General features: G+C 61.8%; 15 protein-coding genes and 2 pseudogenes. 14 read left to right on the top strand and 3 right to left on the bottom strand.

What is annotated here, in order from left to right; translation table 11 throughout:
* Positions 1 to 39 precede the first annotated feature (39 nt).
* The 11 genes and pseudogenes from A7X77_RS09590 (at position 40) to A7X77_RS09545 (ending at position 14,503) form a co-directional block, all read left to right on the top strand.
* Positions 40 to 516: a VOC family protein gene (locus A7X77_RS09590; protein ID WP_064682696.1), complete on the top strand. Its 477-nt coding sequence runs from the start codon at positions 40 to 42 to the stop codon at positions 514 to 516.
* A 415-nt stretch (positions 517 to 931) separates the two neighbouring features.
* Positions 932 to 2,875 (top strand): PrkA family serine protein kinase, encoded by a 1,944-nt coding sequence (locus tag A7X77_RS09585; protein ID WP_064682695.1) that lies wholly within the window; start codon positions 932 to 934, stop codon positions 2,873 to 2,875.
* Positions 2,876 to 2,887: 12 nt separating this feature from the next.
* Positions 2,888 to 4,162, top strand: coding sequence for a YeaH/YhbH family protein (locus A7X77_RS09580; RefSeq protein WP_064682694.1), 1,275 nt, complete (start codon positions 2,888 to 2,890; stop codon positions 4,160 to 4,162).
* Positions 4,159 to 5,709 (top strand): SpoVR family protein, encoded by a 1,551-nt coding sequence (locus A7X77_RS09575; RefSeq protein WP_064682693.1) that lies wholly within the window; start codon positions 4,159 to 4,161, stop codon positions 5,707 to 5,709. The genes A7X77_RS09580 and A7X77_RS09575 overlap by 4 nt, the downstream gene beginning before the upstream one ends.
* A gap of 78 nt (positions 5,710 to 5,787) precedes the next feature.
* Positions 5,788 to 6,052: pseudogene (locus A7X77_RS09570) on the top strand (antitoxin).
* Positions 6,049 to 6,463: pseudogene (locus tag A7X77_RS32125) on the top strand (type II toxin-antitoxin system VapC family toxin). The pseudogenes A7X77_RS09570 and A7X77_RS32125 overlap by 4 nt, the downstream one beginning before the upstream one ends.
* Positions 6,464 to 6,585: 122 nt before the next feature.
* A complete protein-coding gene (locus tag A7X77_RS09565; RefSeq protein WP_064682691.1) occupies positions 6,586 to 7,488 on the top strand; it encodes an adenylate/guanylate cyclase domain-containing protein in 903 nt (300 codons plus the stop codon).
* 277 nt (positions 7,489 to 7,765) lie between these two features.
* Complete coding sequence (locus tag A7X77_RS09560; protein ID WP_064682690.1) at positions 7,766 to 8,968, top strand: efflux RND transporter periplasmic adaptor subunit; 1,203 nt, start codon at positions 7,766 to 7,768, stop codon at positions 8,966 to 8,968.
* Entirely contained in the window at positions 8,965 to 12,120 is a 3,156-nt protein-coding gene (locus A7X77_RS09555; RefSeq protein WP_064682689.1) for an efflux RND transporter permease subunit, read from the top strand. Before A7X77_RS09560 ends, A7X77_RS09555 begins: the two co-directional genes overlap by 4 nt.
* Before the next feature lie 268 nt (positions 12,121 to 12,388).
* Positions 12,389 to 13,387, top strand: coding sequence for a flagellin (locus A7X77_RS09550; RefSeq protein WP_064682688.1), 999 nt, complete (start codon positions 12,389 to 12,391; stop codon positions 13,385 to 13,387).
* 450 nt (positions 13,388 to 13,837) lie between these two features.
* Positions 13,838 to 14,503, top strand: a complete 666-nt coding sequence (locus tag A7X77_RS09545) for an OmpA family protein (protein ID WP_004673336.1) — start codon at positions 13,838 to 13,840, stop codon at positions 14,501 to 14,503.
* Positions 14,504 to 14,604: 101 nt separating this feature from the next.
* Here A7X77_RS09545 and A7X77_RS09540 read toward each other — a convergent pair whose 3' ends face one another.
* On the bottom strand, positions 14,605 to 15,012 hold the full coding sequence (locus A7X77_RS09540; RefSeq protein WP_064682687.1) for a DUF2000 family protein: 408 nt from the start codon (positions 15,010 to 15,012) through the stop codon (positions 14,605 to 14,607).
* A 44-nt stretch (positions 15,013 to 15,056) separates the two neighbouring features.
* Here A7X77_RS09540 and A7X77_RS09535 point away from each other — a divergent pair, with 44 nt between their 5' ends.
* Positions 15,057 to 15,926: an AraC family transcriptional regulator gene (locus A7X77_RS09535; RefSeq protein WP_064682686.1), complete on the top strand. Its 870-nt coding sequence runs from the start codon at positions 15,057 to 15,059 to the stop codon at positions 15,924 to 15,926.
* 26 nt (positions 15,927 to 15,952) lie between these two features.
* Here A7X77_RS09535 and A7X77_RS09530 read toward each other — a convergent pair whose 3' ends face one another.
* Together A7X77_RS09530 and A7X77_RS09525 are read right to left on the bottom strand one after the other, a co-directional pair.
* Positions 15,953 to 17,038 carry an AbrB family transcriptional regulator gene (locus A7X77_RS09530; protein WP_064682685.1) on the bottom strand — a complete coding sequence of 362 codons (1,086 nt, stop codon included), beginning with the start codon at positions 17,036 to 17,038 and terminating at the stop codon, positions 15,953 to 15,955.
* Between the two features lie 232 nt (positions 17,039 to 17,270).
* Entirely contained in the window at positions 17,271 to 18,173 is a 903-nt protein-coding gene (locus A7X77_RS09525) for a LysR family transcriptional regulator (RefSeq protein ID WP_064682684.1), read from the bottom strand.
* Positions 18,174 to 18,265: 92 nt separating this feature from the next.
* Here A7X77_RS09525 and A7X77_RS09520 point away from each other — a divergent pair, with 92 nt between their 5' ends.
* On the top strand, positions 18,266 to 19,300 hold the full coding sequence (locus A7X77_RS09520; protein WP_064682683.1) for an aldo/keto reductase: 1,035 nt from the start codon (positions 18,266 to 18,268) through the stop codon (positions 19,298 to 19,300).
* A 149-nt stretch (positions 19,301 to 19,449) separates the two neighbouring features.
* Positions 19,450 to 20,862: an FAD-binding oxidoreductase gene (locus tag A7X77_RS09515; RefSeq protein WP_064682682.1), complete on the top strand. Its 1,413-nt coding sequence runs from the start codon at positions 19,450 to 19,452 to the stop codon at positions 20,860 to 20,862.
* The last annotated feature ends 75 nt before the right edge of the window (positions 20,863 to 20,937 follow it).

The following is a 20,937-nucleotide window of genomic DNA, read 5'->3' as shown; positions in this document are numbered from 1 at the left end:
GACAGGAGTCCGGCAACCCTCGCCAACAGGAGGCTGTTCATGCCGAAGGTCGTTTCAAATCTCTGGTTCGCGGAGCAGGCGCGCGAAGCCGTCGAATTCTACGTATCGGTCATTCCGGATTCCAGGATCGGCCGCACCACGATATTGCCGGCGGAAACCCCGAGCGGGCCTCCGGGCAGCGTCGAACTGATCGAATTCACGCTCTGCGATCAAGCCTTCCTGGCGATGAGGGCCGGCCCGCTCGACAGCTTCAACCATTCCTTCTCGGTTGCCATTCTGCTTGACAGCCAGGCCGAGATCGATCGGATCTGGGATGCGTTTCTCGCCAATGGCGGCACGCCTGAAGCCTGCGGCTGGCTCAAGGACCGCTGGGGCCTTTCCTGGCAGATCGTGCCGCGGGCCCTTTCCGAGATGGTCGCCGACAGCGATCGAGAGCGGGCCAAGCGCGTCACCGAGGTGATGCTCGGCATGATCAAGATTGATCTTGCTGCGTTGGAGGGGGCGTTCAACGGCTGAGGCCGGCGGAGGCGCGATTACGAATCGGGGCGCGTGATCGCCACGCGCGCCATTTTCCCCTGAAATTTACTGAATTTGCCGGCGGCGCATCGGTATCCGCCCGATCGGGGCTGCCCTGATCGGCTGCCGATCGCTGTTTTCTCGCATTCTCGAATCACCGGCGCCATTGCACACCTTTTTGACATTCATGTCACGTCGCTAAATGTGCTGATATCGCAATGGGCCTTTTTTCAACTACAATATGAAACAGTTTCGCAGAGTAAAAAAATACCGGTGCATGCAATTTTTTGTGCATTGCTACAAACAGCCGGTGAGCGTCGAATATACCTACGAAACTATTGATTCTTAGGAACGCCGTGGCCATCTCGATGGTTATACGGCTTAGAGCCTGCGGCATAACCTTAATGGAGGTCCCATGCTGAGTGAATCCGTATTCGATGCGTTCACGCGCAGTTATGAAGCGCGCCGCGAGGCCGACATGTCGGTCTCGGAATATCTCGACCTCTGTAAACAAGAACCGATCGCCTATGCCAACGCGACGGAGCGCCTGCTCGCAGCCATAGGCGAGCCGCAAATGGTCGACACCGCCAGGGATGCGCGCCTCGGCAGGATCTTCATGAACCGGACCATCCGGGTCTATCCAGCCTTTGCCGGCTTTCACGGCATGGAAGAGACCATCGAACGCATTGTTTCCTTCTTCCGGCACGCGGCGCAAGGACTCGAAGAGCGCAAGCAAATTCTCTATCTGCTCGGCCCGGTCGGCGGCGGCAAATCGTCGCTGGCGGAGCGGCTGAAGCAGTTGATGGAGGTTCATCCGATCTACGTCCTGAAGGCGGGCGACGAGATCAGCCCCGTGTTCGAAAGCCCGCTCAACCTCTTCGATCCTGAGACAATGGGCTCACTCCTCCAGGAGCAGTACGGCATCCCGCTGCGGCGGCTGAACGGTCTGATGAGCCCATGGTGCCTGAAGCGGCTCGACGACTTCGGCGGCGATATTTCGCAATTCCGCGTCGTCAGGATACAACCTTCGCGGTTGCGCCAGATCGCAATTGCCAAGACCGAGCCTGGCGACGAGAACAATCAGGACATCTCGTCGCTGGTCGGCAAGGTCGATATCCGCAAGCTGGAAACCTATTCCCAGAACGATCCCGATGCCTACAGCTATTCGGGCGGGCTCAACCGCGCCAACCAGGGCATTCTCGAATTCGTCGAGATGTTCAAGGCGCCGATCAAGATGCTGCATCCGCTGCTGACGGCGACGCAGGAGGGCAACTATATCGGCTCCGAGAATATCGGCGCCATACCCTTCTCCGGCATCGTCCTTGCGCATTCGAACGAGGCGGAGTGGCAGACCTTCAAGGCCAACAAGAACAATGAGGCCTTTATCGACCGTATCTGCGTCATCAAGGTCCCCTATTGCCTGCGGGTGACGGAAGAACAGAAGATCTACGAAAAGCTGATCGAGGGATCGGAATTGGCGGATGCGCCATGCGCCCCGGCTACGCTCGAAATGCTGGCTCGTTTTTCCGTGCTATCCCGCCTGCGCAAGCATGAGAACTCGACCTTCTTCTCGAAGATGCGCACCTATGACGGCGAAAGCCTGAAGGAAAGCGATCCGCGCGCCCGCAGCGTTCAGGAGTACCGCGACGCTGCCGGCATCGACGAAGGCATGGACGGGATCTCGACCCGTTTCGCCTTCAAGGTTCTCGCATCGACCTTCAATCACGACACCACGGATATCGGCGCCGATCCCGTCCATCTGATGTATGTGCTGGAACAGGCGATCCGTCGCGAGCAATTTTCCGACGATGTCGAGAAGCGCTATCTGGAATTCATCAAGGCCGATCTTGCGCCACGTTACGCAGAGTTCATTGGCAATGAGATTCAGAAGGCCTATCTTGAATCCTATGCAGACTACGGACAGAATTTGTTCGACCGCTACGTAGATTATGCCGATGCCTGGATCGAAGATGTGGACTTCAAGGATCCCGATACCGGCCAGCTTCTCGACCGCGAGCTCCTCAATCAGGAACTAACGAAAATCGAAAAGCCGGCGGGAATCGCCAATCCGAAGGATTTCCGCAACGAAATCGTCAAGTTCTCGCTGAGATCGAGGGCAGCCAACGGCGGAAAAAATCCGTCATGGACGAGCTACGAGAAGATCCGGGAAGTCATCGAGAAACGTATGTTCTCGCAGGTCGAAGATCTTTTGCCGGTCATTTCCTTCGGATCGAAGAAGGATTCGGAAACCGAAAAGAAGCACAGCGAATTCGTCTCGCGCATGGCCGCGCGGGGTTACACCGAGAGGCAGGTTCGACGCCTTGTGGAATGGTACATGCGCGTCAAACAGGCAAGTTAATGCGGAGCCATTATGCACATTGTCGACCGGCGGCTGAATCCGCGCGGTAAAAGTCTGGAAAATCGGCAGCGGTTCCTTCGACGCATGAAGGGCGCCGTGCAGCAGGCGGTCAAACGTTCTCTGCAAAACCGTAACATTCGCGATGTGCTCGACGGCGGGGAAATCAGCCTGCCGATCGACGGGATGGCCGAGCCGAACCTGCGGAGGGGCGATGGCGGCATCCGCGATCATATTCTGCCCGGAAACAGGGCCTTCGTCGAAGGCGACATTCTTCCGCGCCCGCCGGGAAGCAGGGGCGGAAAACCCAAGGATGCGGGCGAAGGCGACGGCGAGGACGGCTTCCGTTTCGTGCTGACGCGCGAGGAATTCCTCGATGTGTTCCTGGACGATCTGGAACTGCCCGACCTCGCCAAGCGGCGTCTGGCCGAAACCGAGGAGGAAACTCCCTTCCGTGCCGGCTATTCCGTGTCAGGATCGCCGTCCAACATTGCCGTTGGCCGCACGACGAAACTTGCGATGATGCGCCGCGTCGCCCTGGGACGCCCACGCCGCGAAGAGATCGAAGCGCTGCAGCGGCAGATCGAGGAAAGCGAAGACGACGAGAGCCGTCTGGCGCTTGAGGCAAAGCTCAAATCGCTGACGGAAAAAAGCCGGCGCATTCCCTATATCGATCCGCTCGACGTTCGCTATCGCCGCTTCGAAAACGAGCCGAAGCCTGTGGCGAAAGCGGTGATGTTCTGCCTGATGGACGTCTCCGGCTCCATGTCGGAGCACATGAAGGACCTGGCGAAGCGGTTCTATCTGCTGCTCTACCTTTTTCTGTCGAAACGCTACAAGAAAGTGGAAATCGTCTTCATCCGTCATACCGACAGGGCCGAAGAGGTCGACGAGGAAACCTTCTTCTACGGTCCGGCGACGGGAGGCACGCTTGTTTCCAGCGCCCTTGCAGCGATGCGGGCGATCATCGCGGCGCGTTTCGATCCGGCCGAGTGGAATATTTACGGTGCCCAGGCCTCGGATGGCGACAACGCCCATTCCGACGGCAACCTGACCGGGCAGCTGCTGCGCGAGATTTTGCCGTTGTGCCAGTATTTTGCCTATATCGAGGTGGGCGAGGAAGGCGGCGATTCTTCCGTATCCCGGTCACCGCTCTGGATGCTCTATGACGGGATCCGTTCCGAAGCGCTGCCGCTTTCAATGCGCAAGGTCTGCCGGCGAGGCGAGATATTCCCCGTTTTCCACGATCTCTTCCAGAAACGTGACGCACAGTCGAGGGTGACGCCATGACCATGACGGTGAGGCCGAAAGACCGGCTTTTGTTCGAGGGTGCCGACTGGGACTTCGCAACGCTGCAGCGCATTCACGATGCCTGCGAGGCGATTGCGCTCGGCGAACTCGGCCTCGACGTCTATCCGAACCAGATCGAGGTCATCACCTCGGAGCAGATGCTGGATGCTTATTCCTCAACCGGCATGCCGCTCTTTTACCGCCATTGGTCCTTCGGAAAACACTTCGCGCATCACGAAACATTCTACCGGCGCGGGATGCGCGACCTTGCCTACGAGATCGTCATCAACAGCTCCCCCTGCATTTCGTATCTAATGGAAGAGAACACGGCGACGATGCAGACGCTCGTCACCGCCCATGCGGCCTTCGGCCATAATCACTTCTTCAAGAACAATTATCTCTTCAAGCTCTGGACCGATGCGGAGGGAATTCTCGATTACCTCGATTTCGCAAAGGGTTATATCACGCGCTGCGAAGAACGGTATGGCGAGACGGCGGTTGAACGGACGCTCGATGCAGCGCATGCGCTGATGTCGCACGGGGTGCATCGATACGCGGGCAAGACTGCGACCGACCTTCGCCAGGAGGAGAAGCGGCAGCAGGAGCGCCGCGCCCACGAAGAGCAGATGTTCAACGACCTGTGGCGCACGGTTCCCGTCGGCAAGGCGAAAAAGGCAGGTGACATCGGCTTGGAAAAGCGCCGTGCCGCGCTCGGCCTCCCGCAAGACAACATCCTGTATTTTCTTGAGAAGTCTGCGCCGCGGCTGCAGCCGTGGCAGCGCGAGATTCTTCGCATCGTCCGCCATGTCGCGCAATATTTCCATCCGCAGCGGCAGACCAAGGTCATGAATGAGGGAACTGCCACCTTCGTCCATTACCAGATCATGAACCGGCTTCACGAGCGGGGGCAGATCAGCGATGGGAACTTCCTCGAATTTCTGAAGTCGCACGCCAATGTCGTCTTCCAGCCAAGCTATGACGACCGGCGGTTTTCGGGTTTCAATCCCTATGCACTTGGTTTTGCGATGATGCAGGATATTGAGAGGATCGTCACGAAGCCGACGGAGGAGGACCGCGCATGGTTCCCCGACATCGCCGGCCGCGGCGATGCAATGGCGGTCCTGCGCGACGTCTGGGCCAATTACCGCGACGAGAGTTTCATCAGCCAGTTCCTGAGCCCGAACCTCATCCGGCAGCTGCGCCTGTTCCATCTTTACGACGATCCGGAACAGGCCGAGGGTGTGCTGGTTTCGGCGATCCACAACGAGCGCGGGTACTTGCGCATCCGCCGCCAGCTCTCGCGCGAATATGATATCGGCTGGACTGATCCGGCCATCGACATCGTCGATGTCGACCTCGCCGGCGACCGCCGGCTGTTGCTGCAGCACATCGTCATGAACGGCTGCTATCTTCAGGACAACGACACGAAACTCGTCCTGCAGCATCTCGCCGATCTCTGGGGCTACGACGTCTTGCTCCAGGAGATCGACGGTTCCAATACGGTGGCGAGGGAGCACACGGCGAGCCCGCGCAAGATCGTTCAATAATCGCGGCCACCGGTGACATGCTGTCTGTTGCATGTCGATGATATATATCATGATAGCTATCGCAATGGGGAGGCTATCATGGCAACGAAAACGGCTAAGATTTTTACGACCGGCCGCAGCCAAGCGGTAAGGCTCCCTGCGGAGTTTCGCTTTGAGGAGAGCGAAGTGTTCGTTCGTCGTGATCCGAAGACCGGTGATGTCATATTATCGCGCAAGCCGAAGTCATGGGATGGTCTTTTCGAACTCCATCGGAAGGATCCGATTCCGGACGATTTCCTTGGACCCGGCCGATCGTAGCCAGCCTTCGCAAGATCGTGATCCGTTCGAAGGTTGGAAGGAATGACGGCATGGATGCTGGACACCGATGTCGCCAGTCATGCCATCAAAGGCGATCGGCCGGAGATACTTAAAAGACTGGCGGCTGTTCCAATGGACGAGATCGTCATCTCATCGATCACGGAAGGGGAGTTGTTCTACGGTCTTGCCAAGCGAGGCTATCCGAAGGCGCTATCCGAGCGGGTAAGGCAATTCCCTTCTCAGGGTCGATGTTCTCCCCTAGGATCACGACGTCACGCGAGCCTATGGTGACCTGCGCGCCGCCTGTGAAGCCAAAGGCACCATTCTGGCGCCTTTGGACATGATGATTGCCGCTCATGCCGTCGTGACCGCGGCGACCCTCGTCACGCGTGACAAGGCTTTTGCTCGCATTTCTGGGCCTTTAAAGGTCGATGACTGGATGGGCGAAAGAAGCTGAACCGCTTACATCAGGAATGATGGATGATCGATCGGCAATTACCGGTGGCAACAAAGGCAAAGCCTTCGTAATCTGCTTTCGTTGCGATCCCTCCGGGTCGGACAGCGCGGAGACGAAGGACCATGGGTGAAACGCGGCGCAAGCTGACGACGATCTTTTGTGCTGACGTGCAGGACTATACGCGTCTGATGGGGGCCGACGAGGAGGGGACGCTTGCGACGCTGAAGCGCTGCCGGGAGGCGATGGGGCGGCTGATCGAAAGCCATGGCGGCCGTGTCGTCAACACCTGGGGCGATGGGCTGATCGCCGATTTCCCGAGCGTGGTCGAGGCCGTGCGTGCAGCCGTCGATACACAGAACGAACTTGCCGGCTTCAACGCCCGCCGCCCGGACGACGGGCGCATGCTGTTCCGTATCGGCATCAATCTCGGCGATGTGATCGTCGAGGGCGACGACATCTATGGCGACGGCGTCAATATCGCCGCGCGGTTGCAGGCCTCGGCCGCGCCGGGCGGAATTGTCATATCGAGCACCGTCTACGACCAGGTTCGCAACAAGGTGGCGGTCGGTTTCGAGTTTCTCGGGCCGCTGATGGTCAAGAATGTCGAAGAAGGCGTGCCTAGCTATGCAGTGAGGATCGGCGACGAGGCGCCGTCTGCCGAGCGACCTGCCGCTGCCCGGCCATCGCCCGCACTCGCGGTCACGGAGGAGGCAAGGCCGGCTCCCGGCGGACAAAGGCTGTTTGCCGTACTCGGCGTCATCGCCGCCGTACTGATCGGTATCAATCTTTTGTCGTGGCAGGGCGTATTTTGGGCGCGCTTTCCCGTCCTTGTGCTCGCTGTCGTTGCGGCGCTGGCCTGGAACCGTGACCAGATCCTCTTCGATCGTAAGCTCGCGGCGCTGGCGATCGTGGCACTCGGCATCATCGGCATCAACCTCTTCACCTGGGAAGGACGCTTCTGGGCGGTGTGGCCGGTCTTGGGACTGGCCGCGGTAGTCGGCCTGCGGTGGTCAATGCGTCGGTAGACATTCACCGTCACTGGTTTTGCCGAGCAATCTTGCCTCGAAACCGGCTTCGTCAAGACGTTTGCGAGCTTCGTTCAAGCAAAAGTGAGCGTCCGGGTTATTTCCATTCTTTGCTGATATTACAAATCGGTAATGCCGGGTGCTGATGCTTGCCGCTAAGCTGTAAACGCGCGATATTGTCGCATCAACAGGGGTTCTTGATCCCTGGGGGACTTCGATCCCACAGCGCCTCTTTCAACCGACCCTGGTCCAACCTCGAGTCCCTCCGGAGACGTGAATGGCCTTTTGGAAGCAGTTTATACTTTCGCTCATCGTCATTATTGCCGGCTTTGCCGCATGGGTTTTCTTTGCGCCGGGTGCCGGCGATATGATGCGCGATGCAGGCATTCCAGAGAGCCTCGTTTCTAAGATTGTGCCGAAGGCTGAAGAGACGGCCGATGCCGGCACTCCGGCCGGGACGCAAAGCCAGCGCCGTGGCCAGGGCGAGGGGCGGAACCGCGGCAATGGCGGGCGCAACAGCGCGATTCTCGTCGCGACCGAGGCTGTCGTCCAGGGCGTCGTCAACGATCGACTGAACGCCATCGGCACAGGTGACGCGATCCGTTCGGTCGCGGTGACGCCACAGGCATCCGGGACTATTCGCGAAATTCTCATCAAGTCGGGCGACAGGGTGAAGGCCGGTCAGGTGCTGGCCAAGCTCGACAGCGAGGAGCAGGTGATCGCCCGCGGCCAGGCGGATGTGGCGGTAAGGGCCGCCGTCGAAAAATCCAATCTCTATCACAACATCAAGTCCAGCGTGTCGCGCATGGACGTCTTCGATTCTGAGATCGCCGAGCAGGGCGCCCGCCTGCAGCTCCAGGCGGCCGAGCTCAACCTCGCCCGGCGCAATATCATCGCGCCGATCGACGGCATTGTCGGCATCGTGCCGGTCAATATCGGCGACAACGTCACGACGACGACGCCGATCGTCACCCTCGACGACCGTTCGGAAATCCTCGTCGATTTCTGGGTGCCGGAGCGCTTCTCCAATACGGTTGCGGTCGGCCAGCCGGTCGAGGCGATGTCGGTCGCAAAGCCGGGGCAGGTGTTCTCCGGGGTGATCGAGGCCGTCGACAACCGCATCGATGCGGCGAGCCGCACGCTGCGCCTGCGCGCCCGGATCGACAACTCGTCGGACGAGTTGCGCGCCGGCATGTCCTTCAGCGTCAGCATGAAATTTCCCGGCGACAAATATCCAGCGGTCGATCCGCAGTCCGTGCAGTGGGATTCGCAGGGCTCATTCGTCTGGCAGGTGACTGACGACAAGTCGCATAAGGTGCGGGTGAGCATCGTGCAGCGCAATCCCGATTTCATTCTCGTCAAGGCCGACCTCAAGGATGGCGACAAGATCGTGACGCAGGGCCTGCAGCGGGTGCGTGAGGGCGGGGCGGTGCGTGTTTCCGCCGATGTCGCCGCGAACGGGGAGGTCGCGACCCAATGAACGTGACCGAGCTTCATCAGGGCGGATCGTCGGGCAAGCAGAGCTTCACCGCGCTTTTCGTTCGCCGGCCTATCCTGGCGCTGGTGTTCAACACGCTGATGGTCGTCGCCGGCCTTGCCGCCTATGTCGGCGTCGAAGTCCGCGAGCTGCCGGATGTCGACCGTCCCGTCGTCACCGTGCGCACCACTTTCGACGGTGCATCGCCGCAGACGATCGACCAGGAATTGACCAAGGTGATCGAGGGGGCGGTTGCCCGCGTCAGCGGCCTGAAATCGATCTCGTCCACCTCTTCCTTCGGCCAGAGCCGGGTGACGCTCGAATTTTCCGATGCGATCGATCTCGCAGTCGCCGCCAACGACGTGCGCGACGCAATCGGTCGCATCAGCCAGAACCTGCCCGACGAGGCGGATGCGCCGCAGATCGTCAAGGCGGATTCGGACTCCTCGGCGATCATGCGCCTGGCCGTCACCTCCACCAACCTCAACATGGACGACCTGACGCAGCTCGTCGAGAACGAGGTGATCGATCGGCTGGCCTCCGTCGACGGCGTGGCCGATGTCGAGGAATATGGCGATCAGGAGAAGGTTTTCCGTGTCGATGTCGACCAGGGCGCGTTGGCAAGCCGCGGACTGACGATCGGCGACCTGACGAAGGCGCTCGACAATGCCGCGCTCGATGTGCCGGCCGGCTCGCTGAAGAGCACGACGCAGGATATCGTCGTGCGCGCCACCGCCAACCTGCAGACGCCGGCCGATTTTTCCAACGTCATGCTGCAGGACCGTGTCCGCCTCGGCGACGTCGCGACGGTGACGCTTGGGCCGCGCGACGGGGATACTGCGCTGCGTTCCAACGGCAAGCCCGGCATTGGCCTCGGCATCATCCGCCAGGCGCAGTCGAACACGCTGAACATCTCAACCGGCATCAAGGCCGCCGTCGAGCAATTGTCGAAGACGCTGCCGGAGGGAACGACGATCGCCATCACCAGCGACGACGCCGTCTTCATCCAGGGCGCGATCCATGAGGTGGTGCTGGCATTGTTACTTGCCGCCGTCATCGTCACCGCCGTCATCTATCTCTTCCTGCGCGACTGGCGGGCGACGCTGATCCCGGCGGTCAGCATGCCGGTGGCGCTGATCGGGACGCTGGCGGCGATCTACATGGTTGGCTTCTCGATCAACATCCTGACGCTGCTTGCCATCGTGCTGGCGACCGGCCTCGTCGTCGACGACGCGATCGTGGTGCTCGAAAACATCGTGCGCCGCCGCGCCGAGGGCATGGGGCCGCGGGCGGCCGCCGTGCTCGGCACGCGCGAGGTGTTCTTCGCCGTCGTCGCCACGACCGCGACGCTGGCGGCGGTGTTCATTCCGCTCTCCTTCCTGCCGGGTCAGGTCGGTGGCCTGTTCCGCGAATTCGGCTTCGTGCTCGCCTTCTCGGTCGGGCTGTCATCGATCGTGGCGCTGACGCTCTGCCCGATGCTCGCCTCGCGCATGCTGACGAAGCCGATGATCGAGGATCACGGTGCGCTCGGCCGTTTCGGCGGCGCGCTTGCCCGACTCTATAAATGGGCGCTGCATGGCTGTCTCAACGCGCCCATAGTCGTCATCCTGTTTTCGGTGATCTTTGCCACTGCAGCGGTCATCGCCTTTTCCACGGTCAAGAGCGAGCTGACGCCGGAAGAGGACCGGTCGATGGTGATGATGCGGCTGACGACGCCGCAGGGATCGAGTCTCGAATATACGCGCGACAAGATGCAGCTCGTCGAGGAATATCTGCAGCCGCTGGTCGACAGCGGCGACATCCGCAACGTCTTCTCGATCTCCGGCCAGGGCGGCTCGCTGAACAGCGGTTTCATGGTGCTGACACTTGCCCCCTGGGGTGAACGTGACCGGACTCAGGCCGAGATCGTCGCCGACATCAACCAAGCTGCCGCGAGGGTGCCGGCGCTGCGCGGCAATGCGATCTCCTCCAACAGCCTGCGTATCCGCGGTGCCGGCAGCGGCGTCCAGATGGCGCTGGTCGGCAATGATCACCAGGCGCTGACGGCGGCGGCCGCCAAGCTGGTTCAGGCGCTCGAGGCCACCGGTCAATATGATACGCCGCGCCTGACCAACGAACCCACCCAGGCGCAGGTGTCGGTGGCGATCGACCGCGAGCGCGCCTCGGATCTCGGCATCGACATTACGGGGCTTTCGACGGCGATCCAGTCGCTGCTCGAAGGACGCTCGGTGGTCGACGTCTTCGTCGACGGCGAATCCTATCCTGTGCTTCTGACCTCGACGACGCGGCCAATCGACGATCCGACCGACCTCGAAAACGTGTTCCTGAAGACCGGCGACGGCAAGATCGTGCCAATGTCGGTCATCGCCGCGATGAAGGAGGGCTCGGTCGCGCCACAGCTGAACCGCGAGCAGCAGCTCGCCTCCGTCGCGATCACCGCCGGGCTCAAGAACAACATGTCGCTCGGCGATGCCGTCAAGCAGGTGACCGAACTCGCCGAGCCGTTGCTGCCGCCGGGCGCGCGCCTGCTGCCGCTTGCAGAGGCTGCGACGCTGGAAGAGAACTCGAACGGCATGGCGCTGACCTTCGGCTTCGCTATCGTTATCATCTTCCTGGTGCTGGCGGCGCAGTTCGAAAGCGTACTGTCATCGCTGATCATCATGTCGACGGTGCCGCTGGGCCTTGCCTGCGCCGTCTTCGCGCTCGTCATCACCGGCTCCAGCCTCAACATCTACAGCCAGATCGGCTTGGTGCTGCTAGTCGGCGTCATGGCAAAGAACGGCATCCTGATCGTCGAATTCGCCAATCAGCTGCGCGACAGGGGCGAGGACGTGCGCTCGTCGATCGAGAAGGCCTGCGCGCTGCGCCTTCGCCCAGTCATGATGACGATGATCGCCACCATTCTCGGCGGCGTGCCGCTGGTCTTTGCCCATGGCGCCGGTGCGGAAGCGCGCGTGGCGCTCGGCTGGGTGATCGTTGGCGGCCTCGGCTTCGCCACGCTGGTGACGCTGTTCATCACGCCGGTCGCCTATCTCCTGCTTGCCCGCTTCGCCAAGCCGCATGCCCATGAGGAAGCGCGCCTGCACGAGGAAATGTCGGTCGCCACGCGGCCGCGGCCGGCGCCCGACGAGGAACGGCTGCAGGCCGCCGAATAGGCCTTCCATTTGCATTGAGCACGCCGCCGGATTCCCGTCCGGCGGCGTTCTTTGGTGTATGAAGTCTTGGGAAATAAGATAAATTTCGTCTGAAGATTAGCCGTTTTTTAAGTATAAGCGGCAATGATCGTGACCAGGAACCGACTGGTCTTCTTCGTCTTTTGAAGGCTGCATGCGCTGGAGCACAGCGACCCCGGACATGAGTGTCTGCGCGGAAGGTTCATTCCTGTTCAGTTGCGTTCTGTTGTGGCTTTGGAGTTTAGTTCCCGTGAGTATTTATCAGCGCGTCTCCATCGATGCGGCGCTCTATGTGCTGCGCGATATCAATCGCAACATGACGGTCACGCAGAACCACATCACAACAGGCATGCGTGTCGCCAAAGCGGCCGACAACGCCGTATACTGGTCAATCGCCACCACCGCCCGCACCGACAACAAGGCCGTTTCGGCCATTCAGGACGCGCTCGGCATGGCGGCTGCGACGATGGGCACGGCCTATACCGGCGTCCAGAACGTCATCGACATCGTTTCCGAGATCAAGGCCAAGCTTGTTGCCGCCACCGAGGAGGGGGTCGACAAGAACAAGATCAACGAAGAGCTCAAGCAGCTGCAGGAGCAGCTGCGCAGCGTTTCGGAATCGGCGACCTTCAACAGCGACAACTGGGTGATCCTCACCAACGATGCCACGCCGACGCAGCCGCGCCAGATCCCGGCCTCCTTCATCCGCAATGCCGACGGCACGGTTTCGGTCGGCATGCTGAGCTATCATATCGACAACACGCCGGTCGGCGCCACGACCTCCAAGGACGCACGCTACCTGATCGACGACCGCGCCACCGGCACGGGTGAATACGGCGTGCTGACCTCGGACCATTTCGCCACCGAGCTCGGCGCTTCGCAGAATTACGTGCTGATGACCAGCAAGAACGGTACCACCACAGGGCAGGTCGCCATTTCGCTGTCTGCCGCCACGACGAAAGGACAGATCGGCGAGATGATCAGTGTCGTTGATGCGGCGTTGACGCAGCTGACGACGGTGGGTTCGGCCTTCGGCGCGCTCGAAAAACGCATCGAGCTGCAGAACGACTTCGCCGCCCAGCTGCACGACAACATCACCGCCGGCATCGGCCGGCTCGTCGACGCCGACATGGAGGAGGAGGCCAGCAAGCTCAAAGCATTACAGACGCAGCAGCAGCTCGGCTTGCAATCGCTGAACATCGCCAACGCGACCTACGATACGGTGCGGCAGCTGTTCCAGAATTTCTAAAGGTGCGATCACCCAGTCACCCGCCCTCGTGGGTTCAAGACGGCCCTGCAGGCCTCCTCACCATGAGGGCTAGTTGTTGTGCCCTGCCGCGAGGCTATCGGCGGCAAGGCACTGCATTCTCCCTTGGGCAAGCGGTAACCTCTCTCCGGCCTCATCCTGAGGTGCCCCGCAGGGCCTCGAAGGACGGGGCCGGCCACCGGCACTCATGCGGTATCGGCACCCGCCCTCGTGGTTCGAGACGCCCCCCGGGCTTCCCTACCATGAGGCCTGATCGTCGCGACTGCCGCCCGTCAGCTTGATCGAGTTGCAAAACTGGTGATATCAGCGCATTCAAGCAACATGGCCGCTGTTTCGGCGCCTGAAATTCCCCTATCAAGAGAATAGTTTCATTTTCTTGCCGCAATCCTTGCCATTTGCTCGCAGCAGCTTCGAACGGAGACCATCCTGTCAATGATTAAGAAATTCATACTTCTGGCTGTCGCAGCAAGCTATCTCAGCGCCTGCACGACGACCGATCCCTATACTGGTGAACAGAAGGTTTCCAACACGGCGGGCGGTGCGGCGCTCGGTGCGCTTGGCGGCGCTCTCGTCGGTGTCGCCGTCGGCGGCGGCGGGCATGGCAAGCGCAATGCGGCGCTGATCGGCGCCGGCATCGGTGCGCTCGCCGGCGGTGCGATCGGCAATTACATGGACCAGCAGGAAGCAGAGCTTCGCGCCCAACTCGAAGGCACCGGCATTTCGGTGACCCGCAACGGCGACAACATCATCCTCAACATGCCCTCGAACATCACCTTCGACGTCGATCAGGATGCGGTGAAGCCGGGCTTCTATCCGACGCTCAACTCAGTGGCGATCGTGCTGCGCAAGTTCAACCGCACGCTGATCGACGTCAACGGCCATACGGATTCGACCGGTAGCCTGCAGCATAACCAGGATCTGTCGCAGCGCCGCGCGCTTTCGGTTGCCGATTATCTCGGCGGCCAGGGCATCGACCAGCGCCGCGTCTCCGCCGTCGGCTTCGGCCCGTCCCAGCCGGTCGCCTCCAATGCAAGCGAGGCGGGCCGCGCCCAGAACCGCCGCGTCGAAATCCAGATCGCGCCGATCACCCAGGGCTGAGCCTGTTTCGACAGAGTATAGGAAAGGCCGGGTCGCGCCCGGCCCTTTCTGTTAAAGCGTCAACGTGCGTCGTATCTTGTGCCGGGCCCGCCGACATGTGTTCAATGCTGCATCGTCGCGCCCTTGGTGACCTTGTCGACGATTTTTTTTTCGGCGCGCAACGCGATGCCCACGACCTTGGCATCGTCGGGCGCATATTCGGCGAAGACGGCGCGATTGGCGGCGTCGTGACCGGTCGCGAACATCTCCTCGATAAAGAGCGAGGCGGTGACATCGCGTTCCAGCGCGCGGCGGTGGATTGCCGACATCGTCGCCTCGTCGGCCGATAGCACGATGATCGGCTGGATCGACAAGGGATTGTAGATATTGCCGGCACGGTCGCGGTAGGGCTCGCCGATGATCTCGGGATGCCCGCCGGCGACGCCGGTCATCAGGAAGGCGGTGACGTTCAGCTTCTGCCAGGCGGCAAGATTGTTTCGCAGGACCACGGCGATTTTGGTATCAAACATCGGACAGTTTTTCACCTCTGCATGGAATAGGAGTATCGAGGGCATTGAGCCAGGATCTACATCCGCAGGTCTTCGAAGGTCTTGAACGTTTGTGCACGGGGCCATCCGGCAACGGCATTCTGACCGCACCCGCCTTTCCCGGCATCGAGCGCATCGGCGCGCAATTCTCCGGCAATGCCTTCGAGCCGCACCGGCACGACACCTATGCACTCGGCGTCACCGTGAAAGGCGTGCAGACCTTTCGTTATCGCGGCGAACGGCGCTTCAGCCTGCCGGGGCAGGTGATCGTGCTGCACCCCGACGAGGAACACGACGGCGGGGCGGGAACGGAGGACGGGCTGCAATACCGCATGCTTTATCTGGAGCCGGCGCTGCTGCTCGAATGCCTGGAGGCGGAAGGCCTTGGCCTGCCATTCGTCGATGAACCGGTCATCGGCGATCCGGCGCTGGCCGGCGTGCTGCTTGCCGCCCTCGGCGAACTCGACCGCGAACTGGATGAGCTCTTCGTCGACGATTTCGTGTCGCGGGTGACGGGCGGCTTGTCACGGCACGCGCGGTTGCCGCGCCGGCCGCTCGGGGCGATCGCCTGGCGGCAGACACGGGCGGCGCGCGATTATCTTGAAGCGCATGCCACACGGCCGGTTCATTCCGGCGAACTGGAAGCGGTCACCGGGCTCGATCGTTTCGCGCTATCGCGGCATTTCCGGGCGGCCTTCGCCACCAGCCCGCATCGCTACCTCCTGATGCGGCGGCTGCAGCAGGCCCGCGTCATGATCGGCGCGGGTGAGGGCATTTCGGACACGGCGGCGGCCACCGGCTTTGCCGACCAGAGCCATCTCAACCGCCACTTCAAGAAGGCCTACGGCATGACGCCCGGGCAGTGGGCGGCGTTGGCGCGCAGTCCCGGCAGCTAGGCACAGGTTCATGGGTTGAGGGCGCTTCAAACGGGATTTTCCGCAGGGCCGGAGCGGCGGGCAATGAAGCGGGCGAGGGTCGGGCCGATCAGCAGGATGACAAGGAAGCGGCCGGTTTGCATCGCCATCACAAAGGGCACGTCGACATCGCTGGAGGCGGCGATGATGGCGACGGAATCGGCGCCGCCGGGGCTGGTGGCGAGATAGGCGGTCAGCGGATCGATGCCGGCGAAGACATGAAGAGCAACGGCCATGCAGCCACAGAGCGCCATCAGCAGCACGATGCAGGCCGATACCCTCGGCAGGGCGCGCGCCACATGCGAAAGGATCGAGCGGGTGAAGCGCAAGCCGATGCTCCAGCCGACGAGCGCATAGGCGATGGCGAGCAGCCACATCGGCAGCTCGATCTTCATCAGGCCGATGCCTTGCAGGAAAGCGCCGAGAAAGAGCGGCACGATGATCATCCCGCCCTGGATGCGCAGGCGCCACACCGTATAGGCACAGAGGGCGGCAAGGGCCATCGTCGCTGCAAGGGCAGGCCAGTCGACTTCGGGAAAGAGAATGAGCGGCGGCGGCTCGGCGCCATCGGCGGCCACCCAAAGACGCGAGATCACCGAGGCGCCGACGGCGACGAAGACGACACGCAGATACTGCATGAAGGCGACGAGCCGGGCATCGGCGCCATAGGCTTCCGACATGATGACCATCGCCGAGGCGCCGCCCGGCGAGGAGCCCCAGACGGCGGTCGTTCCGGGCAGCACCTGCCAGCGCGTCAGGAGCCAGCCGAGGCCGGTGGCAATAGCGATGACGGAGAAGATGAACAGCAGGAAGAGCGGCGCATCCTTTGCCATGGTGCCGAGAATATCGGGGGTGATGGTACGCGCCATCATCAGGCCGACGAGCACCTGGCCGAGTTGCAGCGGCCAGAGCGGGATGCGAAGCTTTCCCTTGCCGACGGTGAGCGCCAGCACGATGGCGGCGACCATCGGTCCGATCAACAGCGAGGCGGGCAGCCCGAAGAGCTCGAGGAAGGCGGTGAAGGCGGTCGAGAGCGCCAGCAACAGCGCCCATTTCGGCAGGCCGGCATCGCGCAGCAGGCGGCTGGATGGCATGTGTCCCGTATCTTTCCTAGCCGGCGCCAAGCCCTGAGGCTGAAGGGGGGAGGAAGCTCCGGCGTGACGAAGAGAGGCCGGCAGCAACCGTCGGCTGGCGCAGGCCCGGGTATAGAGGGGTGCCCCGGATGCGGTCAATTGCGAAATCTGCCTCTCGGTGCCTTTTGATGCGAGTTTGATTCAATTGATCGGCTTAAGTCGCTGTTTTCATGGAGTCGCCTTGTCCGATGCCTCAGAGGCGCACATGGCCAGCGAGAAAATCGAGGAGGGCGCGGACGCGCGCCGGCAGCGGACCACCCTGGCCGATATAAAGGGCGTAGAACTCCTCGAGATCGCCGGGGTTTGCCTCTTCGAGGACCGGTACCAGGCGACCTGCCTCAATATTGGCGCGCACAGTGAAGGCGGCCAGTCGTGCTAAGCCGGCGCCGGATAGTGCGAGATGCCGCATGGCCTCGCCGTCCGCGACCTGAATGCCTGGAGTGATGGGGATCGTCACCGTCTCGCCGTTCTCCCGCATCGGCCAGCCCTCGATGGCGCGGGCATAGGAAAAGCCAATACGGCAATGGCGACGGAGATCGGCGACCGTGCGCGGTTCGCCGTGACGCCTGAGGTAACCAGGTGAGGCGACGATAATCTTGCCGGTTGTTCCGAGCTTGCGGGCGATCAGGCTGGAACTCTTCAAGGGGCCGGCGCGGATAGCGACGTCGGCGCGCTCCTCCATCAGATCGATCACCTTGTCGGTATGGGCAATATCTAGCGTCACAGCGGGATGAAGCGCCATGAAGGCAGGCACGAGCTGCGCCAGCACATGATTGCCGAAGGAGCCGCTGGTGTTGATGCGGATGCGGCCTGCCGCGTCCTCGCCGGATGAGGCCTGGCGTTCGGCATCGGTGATATCGGCAAGGATGGCGATGCTGCGCTCGTAGAAGGCGCAGCCCTCCGGTGTCAGCTGCAGTCTGCGGGTGGAGCGGTTGACGAGGCGAACGCCGAGGCGAGCCTCCAACCGGGCGACGAGCTTGCTGACGGCGGACGGCGTCATGCGCCGCACCGTGGCGGCCGCCGAAAAGCCACCGCGCTCGACGACGCTGACGAAAACTTCCATCTCGCCGGAGCGGTTGATGTCCTGGCGGCCCATGATGAATTCAAATCACAAATGCTTTGCTGATAGGCAATCTATATCACCGCAGGGGCCGAGTCTATCTCAGGATAAACACAGGAGACAGAGCCATGGAATATAGAAATCTCGGTGCATCCGGCCTGAGGGTGCCGGTCTTGAGCTTCGGCGCCGGCACTTTCGGCGGCAGCGGGCCGCTGTTTGGCGCATGGGGCAATACCGATGCCGAGGAGGCGCGACGGCTCGTCGACATTTGTCTCGAAGCTGGCGTCAATCTTTTCGACACGGCGGACGTCTATTCGGCTGGTGCTTCCGAGGAGGTGCTCGGCCAGGCGATCCGCGGCCGGCGCGATGCCGTGCTGATCTCGACTAAGACGGCGTTGCCGACGGGCGAGGGGCCGCAGGACTGGGGAACGTCGCGGGCGCGGCTGATCCGCGCGACCGAGAATGCGTTGCGCCGGCTTGGGACCGACTACATCGATCTTCTGCAGCTTCACGCTTTCGACGGCTCGACGCCGGTCGACGAGGTGCTGGCGACACTCGACGGGCTCATCGCCTCCGGCAAGATCCGCTATATCGGCGCTTCCAATTTTGCCGGCTGGGAACTGATGAAATCGCTCGCCGCCGCCGAGCGCCACGGCCATCCGCGCTATGTCGCCCATCAGGTCTATTATTCGCTGGCGGGGCGGGATTACGAATGGGAGCTGATGCCGCTCGGCGCCGACCAGGGGGTTGGCGCTCTCGTCTGGAGCCCGCTCGCCTGGGGGCGGCTGACCGGCAAGATCCGCCGCGGTGAGCCGCTGCCCGCGGCAAGCCGCCTGCACGAGACGGCGCAGTTCGGCCCGCCTGTCGACGACGAGAAGCTCTACGACATCGTCGAGGTGCTGGACGCCGTCGCAACGGAGACCGGCAAGACGGTGCCGCAGATCGCCATCAACTGGCTGCTCGGCCGGCCGACGGTGTCGAGCGTCATCATCGGCGCCCGCAACGAAGAGCAACTCAGGCAGAATCTCGGTGCCGTCGGCTGGAGCCTGTCGAAGGAGCAGATCGAAAGGCTCGATGCAGTCAGCGCCGCGACGGCGCCCTATCCCTATTTCCCATATCGACGGCAGGAGGGCTTCGCCCGACTCAATCCGCCGATCGTCTGAGGTGTCGGACAAAGCGGACCATCCTATGACAAAAGGGGAATGAAATCTTCTCCCATTCTTAACTGGACAGCCGCTTTGACTTGCCGCATACCCTGCCTGGTCCCACGAAACACGACGTGGTTTCTTGGAATGGCAGGGAGATCAAAGAGATGGCGCTGAAGGACGCAAAGGCCGGCACACGCAACGAGGCGGGCATTGCCGCTGTGCTGGGCATTCTCAAGCAGAGCTTCGGAGAGCGCTTCCAGACCGGCCAATCCTTCCGCGAACAGCATGCGCACACGACCACCTATATTCCGTCGCAGCCGCCAGACGGCGTGCTCTTTGCCGAGAGCGCCGAGGATGTGAAGATGGCGGTCAAGGTCTGCGCGACCCACAAGGTACCGGTGATCGGCTTCGGTACCGGCTCCTCGCTGGAGGGACAGGTCAATGCCGCCAATGGCGGTATTTCGATCGATTTCAGCCGCATGAACCGCGTGCTCGAGGTCAATCCCGAGGATCTCGACTGCACGGTCGAGCCCGGTATCACTCGCGAGGCCCTGAATATCCACCTGCGCGATACCGGCCTGTTCTTCCCGATCGATCCCGGTGCCAATGCTTCGATCGGCGGAATGGCGTCGACACGGGCGTCGGGCACCAATGCCGTACGCTACGGGACGATGAAGGACAATGTGCTCGCCGTTACGGTGGTCACAGCCAATGGCGAGGAAATCCGTACCGCCCGGCGCGCCCGCAAATCCTCGGCCGGCTACGATCTCACGCGGCTCTTTGTCGGCGCCGAAGGCACACTCGGAATATTGACCTCGGTGACGCTGCGCCTGCAGGCGATCCCGCAGAAAATCGCTGGTGGCGTCTGCGCCTTTCCGAGCATCAAGTCGGCTTGCGATGCTGTCATCATGACGATCCAGATGGGCATTCCGGTGGCGCGCATCGAGTTGCTCGATGCTGTGCAGATGCGGGCGTGCAACGCCTATTCCGGGCTTTCCTATGCCGAAAGCCCGACGCTGTTCCTCGAATTCCACGGCACCGACGAAACCGTGCCGCTGCAATCGGCAGCCTTTGGCGAGATTGCCGCAGAATGCGGTGGGGGCGAATTCCTCTGGACCGCCAATGCCGAGGAGCGGACCAAACTCTGGAAGGCGCGCCACGATGCCTACTGGTCGGCCAGGGCGCTGGCGCCCGGGCTTGCCGCACTTTCGACCGATGTTTGTGTTCCGATATCGCGGCTTGCCGATTGTGTTTCGCAGACGCAGGCGGATATTGAGGAACACGGGCTGCTCGGCCCGATCGTCGGTCATGCCGGCGACGGGAACTTCCACGTGCTGCTGCTGTTCGATGACAACAGCGCCGACGACATTGCAAGGGCCGAGAGCTTCGTGCAGCGGCTCAACCGGCGAGCGCTCGACATGGACGGGACATGCACTGGCGAACATGGGATCGGGCAGGGAAAGATGGCCTTTCTGGAGCAGGAACTGGGAGGGACGGTGGATCTGATGCGACAGGTGAAGCAGGCGCTCGATCCGGACGGCATCTTCAATCCCGGCAAGATTTTCCATCACGGCTGAAAACGGAATATTCTCATGAACTTGGGCCTTGCCCCCGGCATGAATAGCGCTAGTGTCGGCAATAGAATCCCGAAT

The sequence above is a fragment of the Rhizobium bangladeshense genome, from assembly GCF_001662075.1.
GTDB classification, from domain to species: Bacteria; Pseudomonadota; Alphaproteobacteria; order Rhizobiales; family Rhizobiaceae; genus Rhizobium; species Rhizobium bangladeshense_B.
The sequence above is the reverse complement of the archived record's forward strand: the minus strand, read 5'-3'. Positions and strand labels throughout refer to the sequence as shown.

Bases quoted from the DNA above. Each gene is read 5' to 3' on its own strand.
- A7X77_RS09525 (WP_064682684.1), bottom strand. From the start codon at position 18,173: ATGGGCCGCCAGGACATCAACCGCTCCGGCGAGATGGAAGTTTTCGTC.
- A7X77_RS09515 (WP_064682682.1), top strand. From the start codon at position 19,450: ATGGCGCTGAAGGACGCAAAGGCCGGCACACGCAACGAGGCGGGCATT.
- A7X77_RS09565 (WP_064682691.1), top strand. From the start codon at position 6,586: ATGGGTGAAACGCGGCGCAAGCTGACGACGATCTTTTGTGCTGACGTG.
- A7X77_RS09560 (WP_064682690.1), top strand. From the start codon at position 7,766: ATGGCCTTTTGGAAGCAGTTTATACTTTCGCTCATCGTCATTATTGCC.
- A7X77_RS09530 (WP_064682685.1), bottom strand. From the start codon at position 17,038: ATGCCATCCAGCCGCCTGCTGCGCGATGCCGGCCTGCCGAAATGGGCG.
- A7X77_RS09540 (WP_064682687.1), bottom strand. From the start codon at position 15,012: ATGTTTGATACCAAAATCGCCGTGGTCCTGCGAAACAATCTTGCCGCC.
- A7X77_RS09545 (WP_004673336.1), top strand. From the start codon at position 13,838: ATGATTAAGAAATTCATACTTCTGGCTGTCGCAGCAAGCTATCTCAGC.
- A7X77_RS09585 (WP_064682695.1), top strand. From the start codon at position 932: ATGCTGAGTGAATCCGTATTCGATGCGTTCACGCGCAGTTATGAAGCG.
- A7X77_RS09520 (WP_064682683.1), top strand. From the start codon at position 18,266: ATGGAATATAGAAATCTCGGTGCATCCGGCCTGAGGGTGCCGGTCTTG.
- A7X77_RS09590 (WP_064682696.1), top strand. From the start codon at position 40: ATGCCGAAGGTCGTTTCAAATCTCTGGTTCGCGGAGCAGGCGCGCGAA.
- A7X77_RS09575 (WP_064682693.1), top strand. From the start codon at position 4,159: ATGACCATGACGGTGAGGCCGAAAGACCGGCTTTTGTTCGAGGGTGCC.
- A7X77_RS09555 (WP_064682689.1), top strand. From the start codon at position 8,965: ATGAACGTGACCGAGCTTCATCAGGGCGGATCGTCGGGCAAGCAGAGC.
- A7X77_RS09580 (WP_064682694.1), top strand. From the start codon at position 2,888: ATGCACATTGTCGACCGGCGGCTGAATCCGCGCGGTAAAAGTCTGGAA.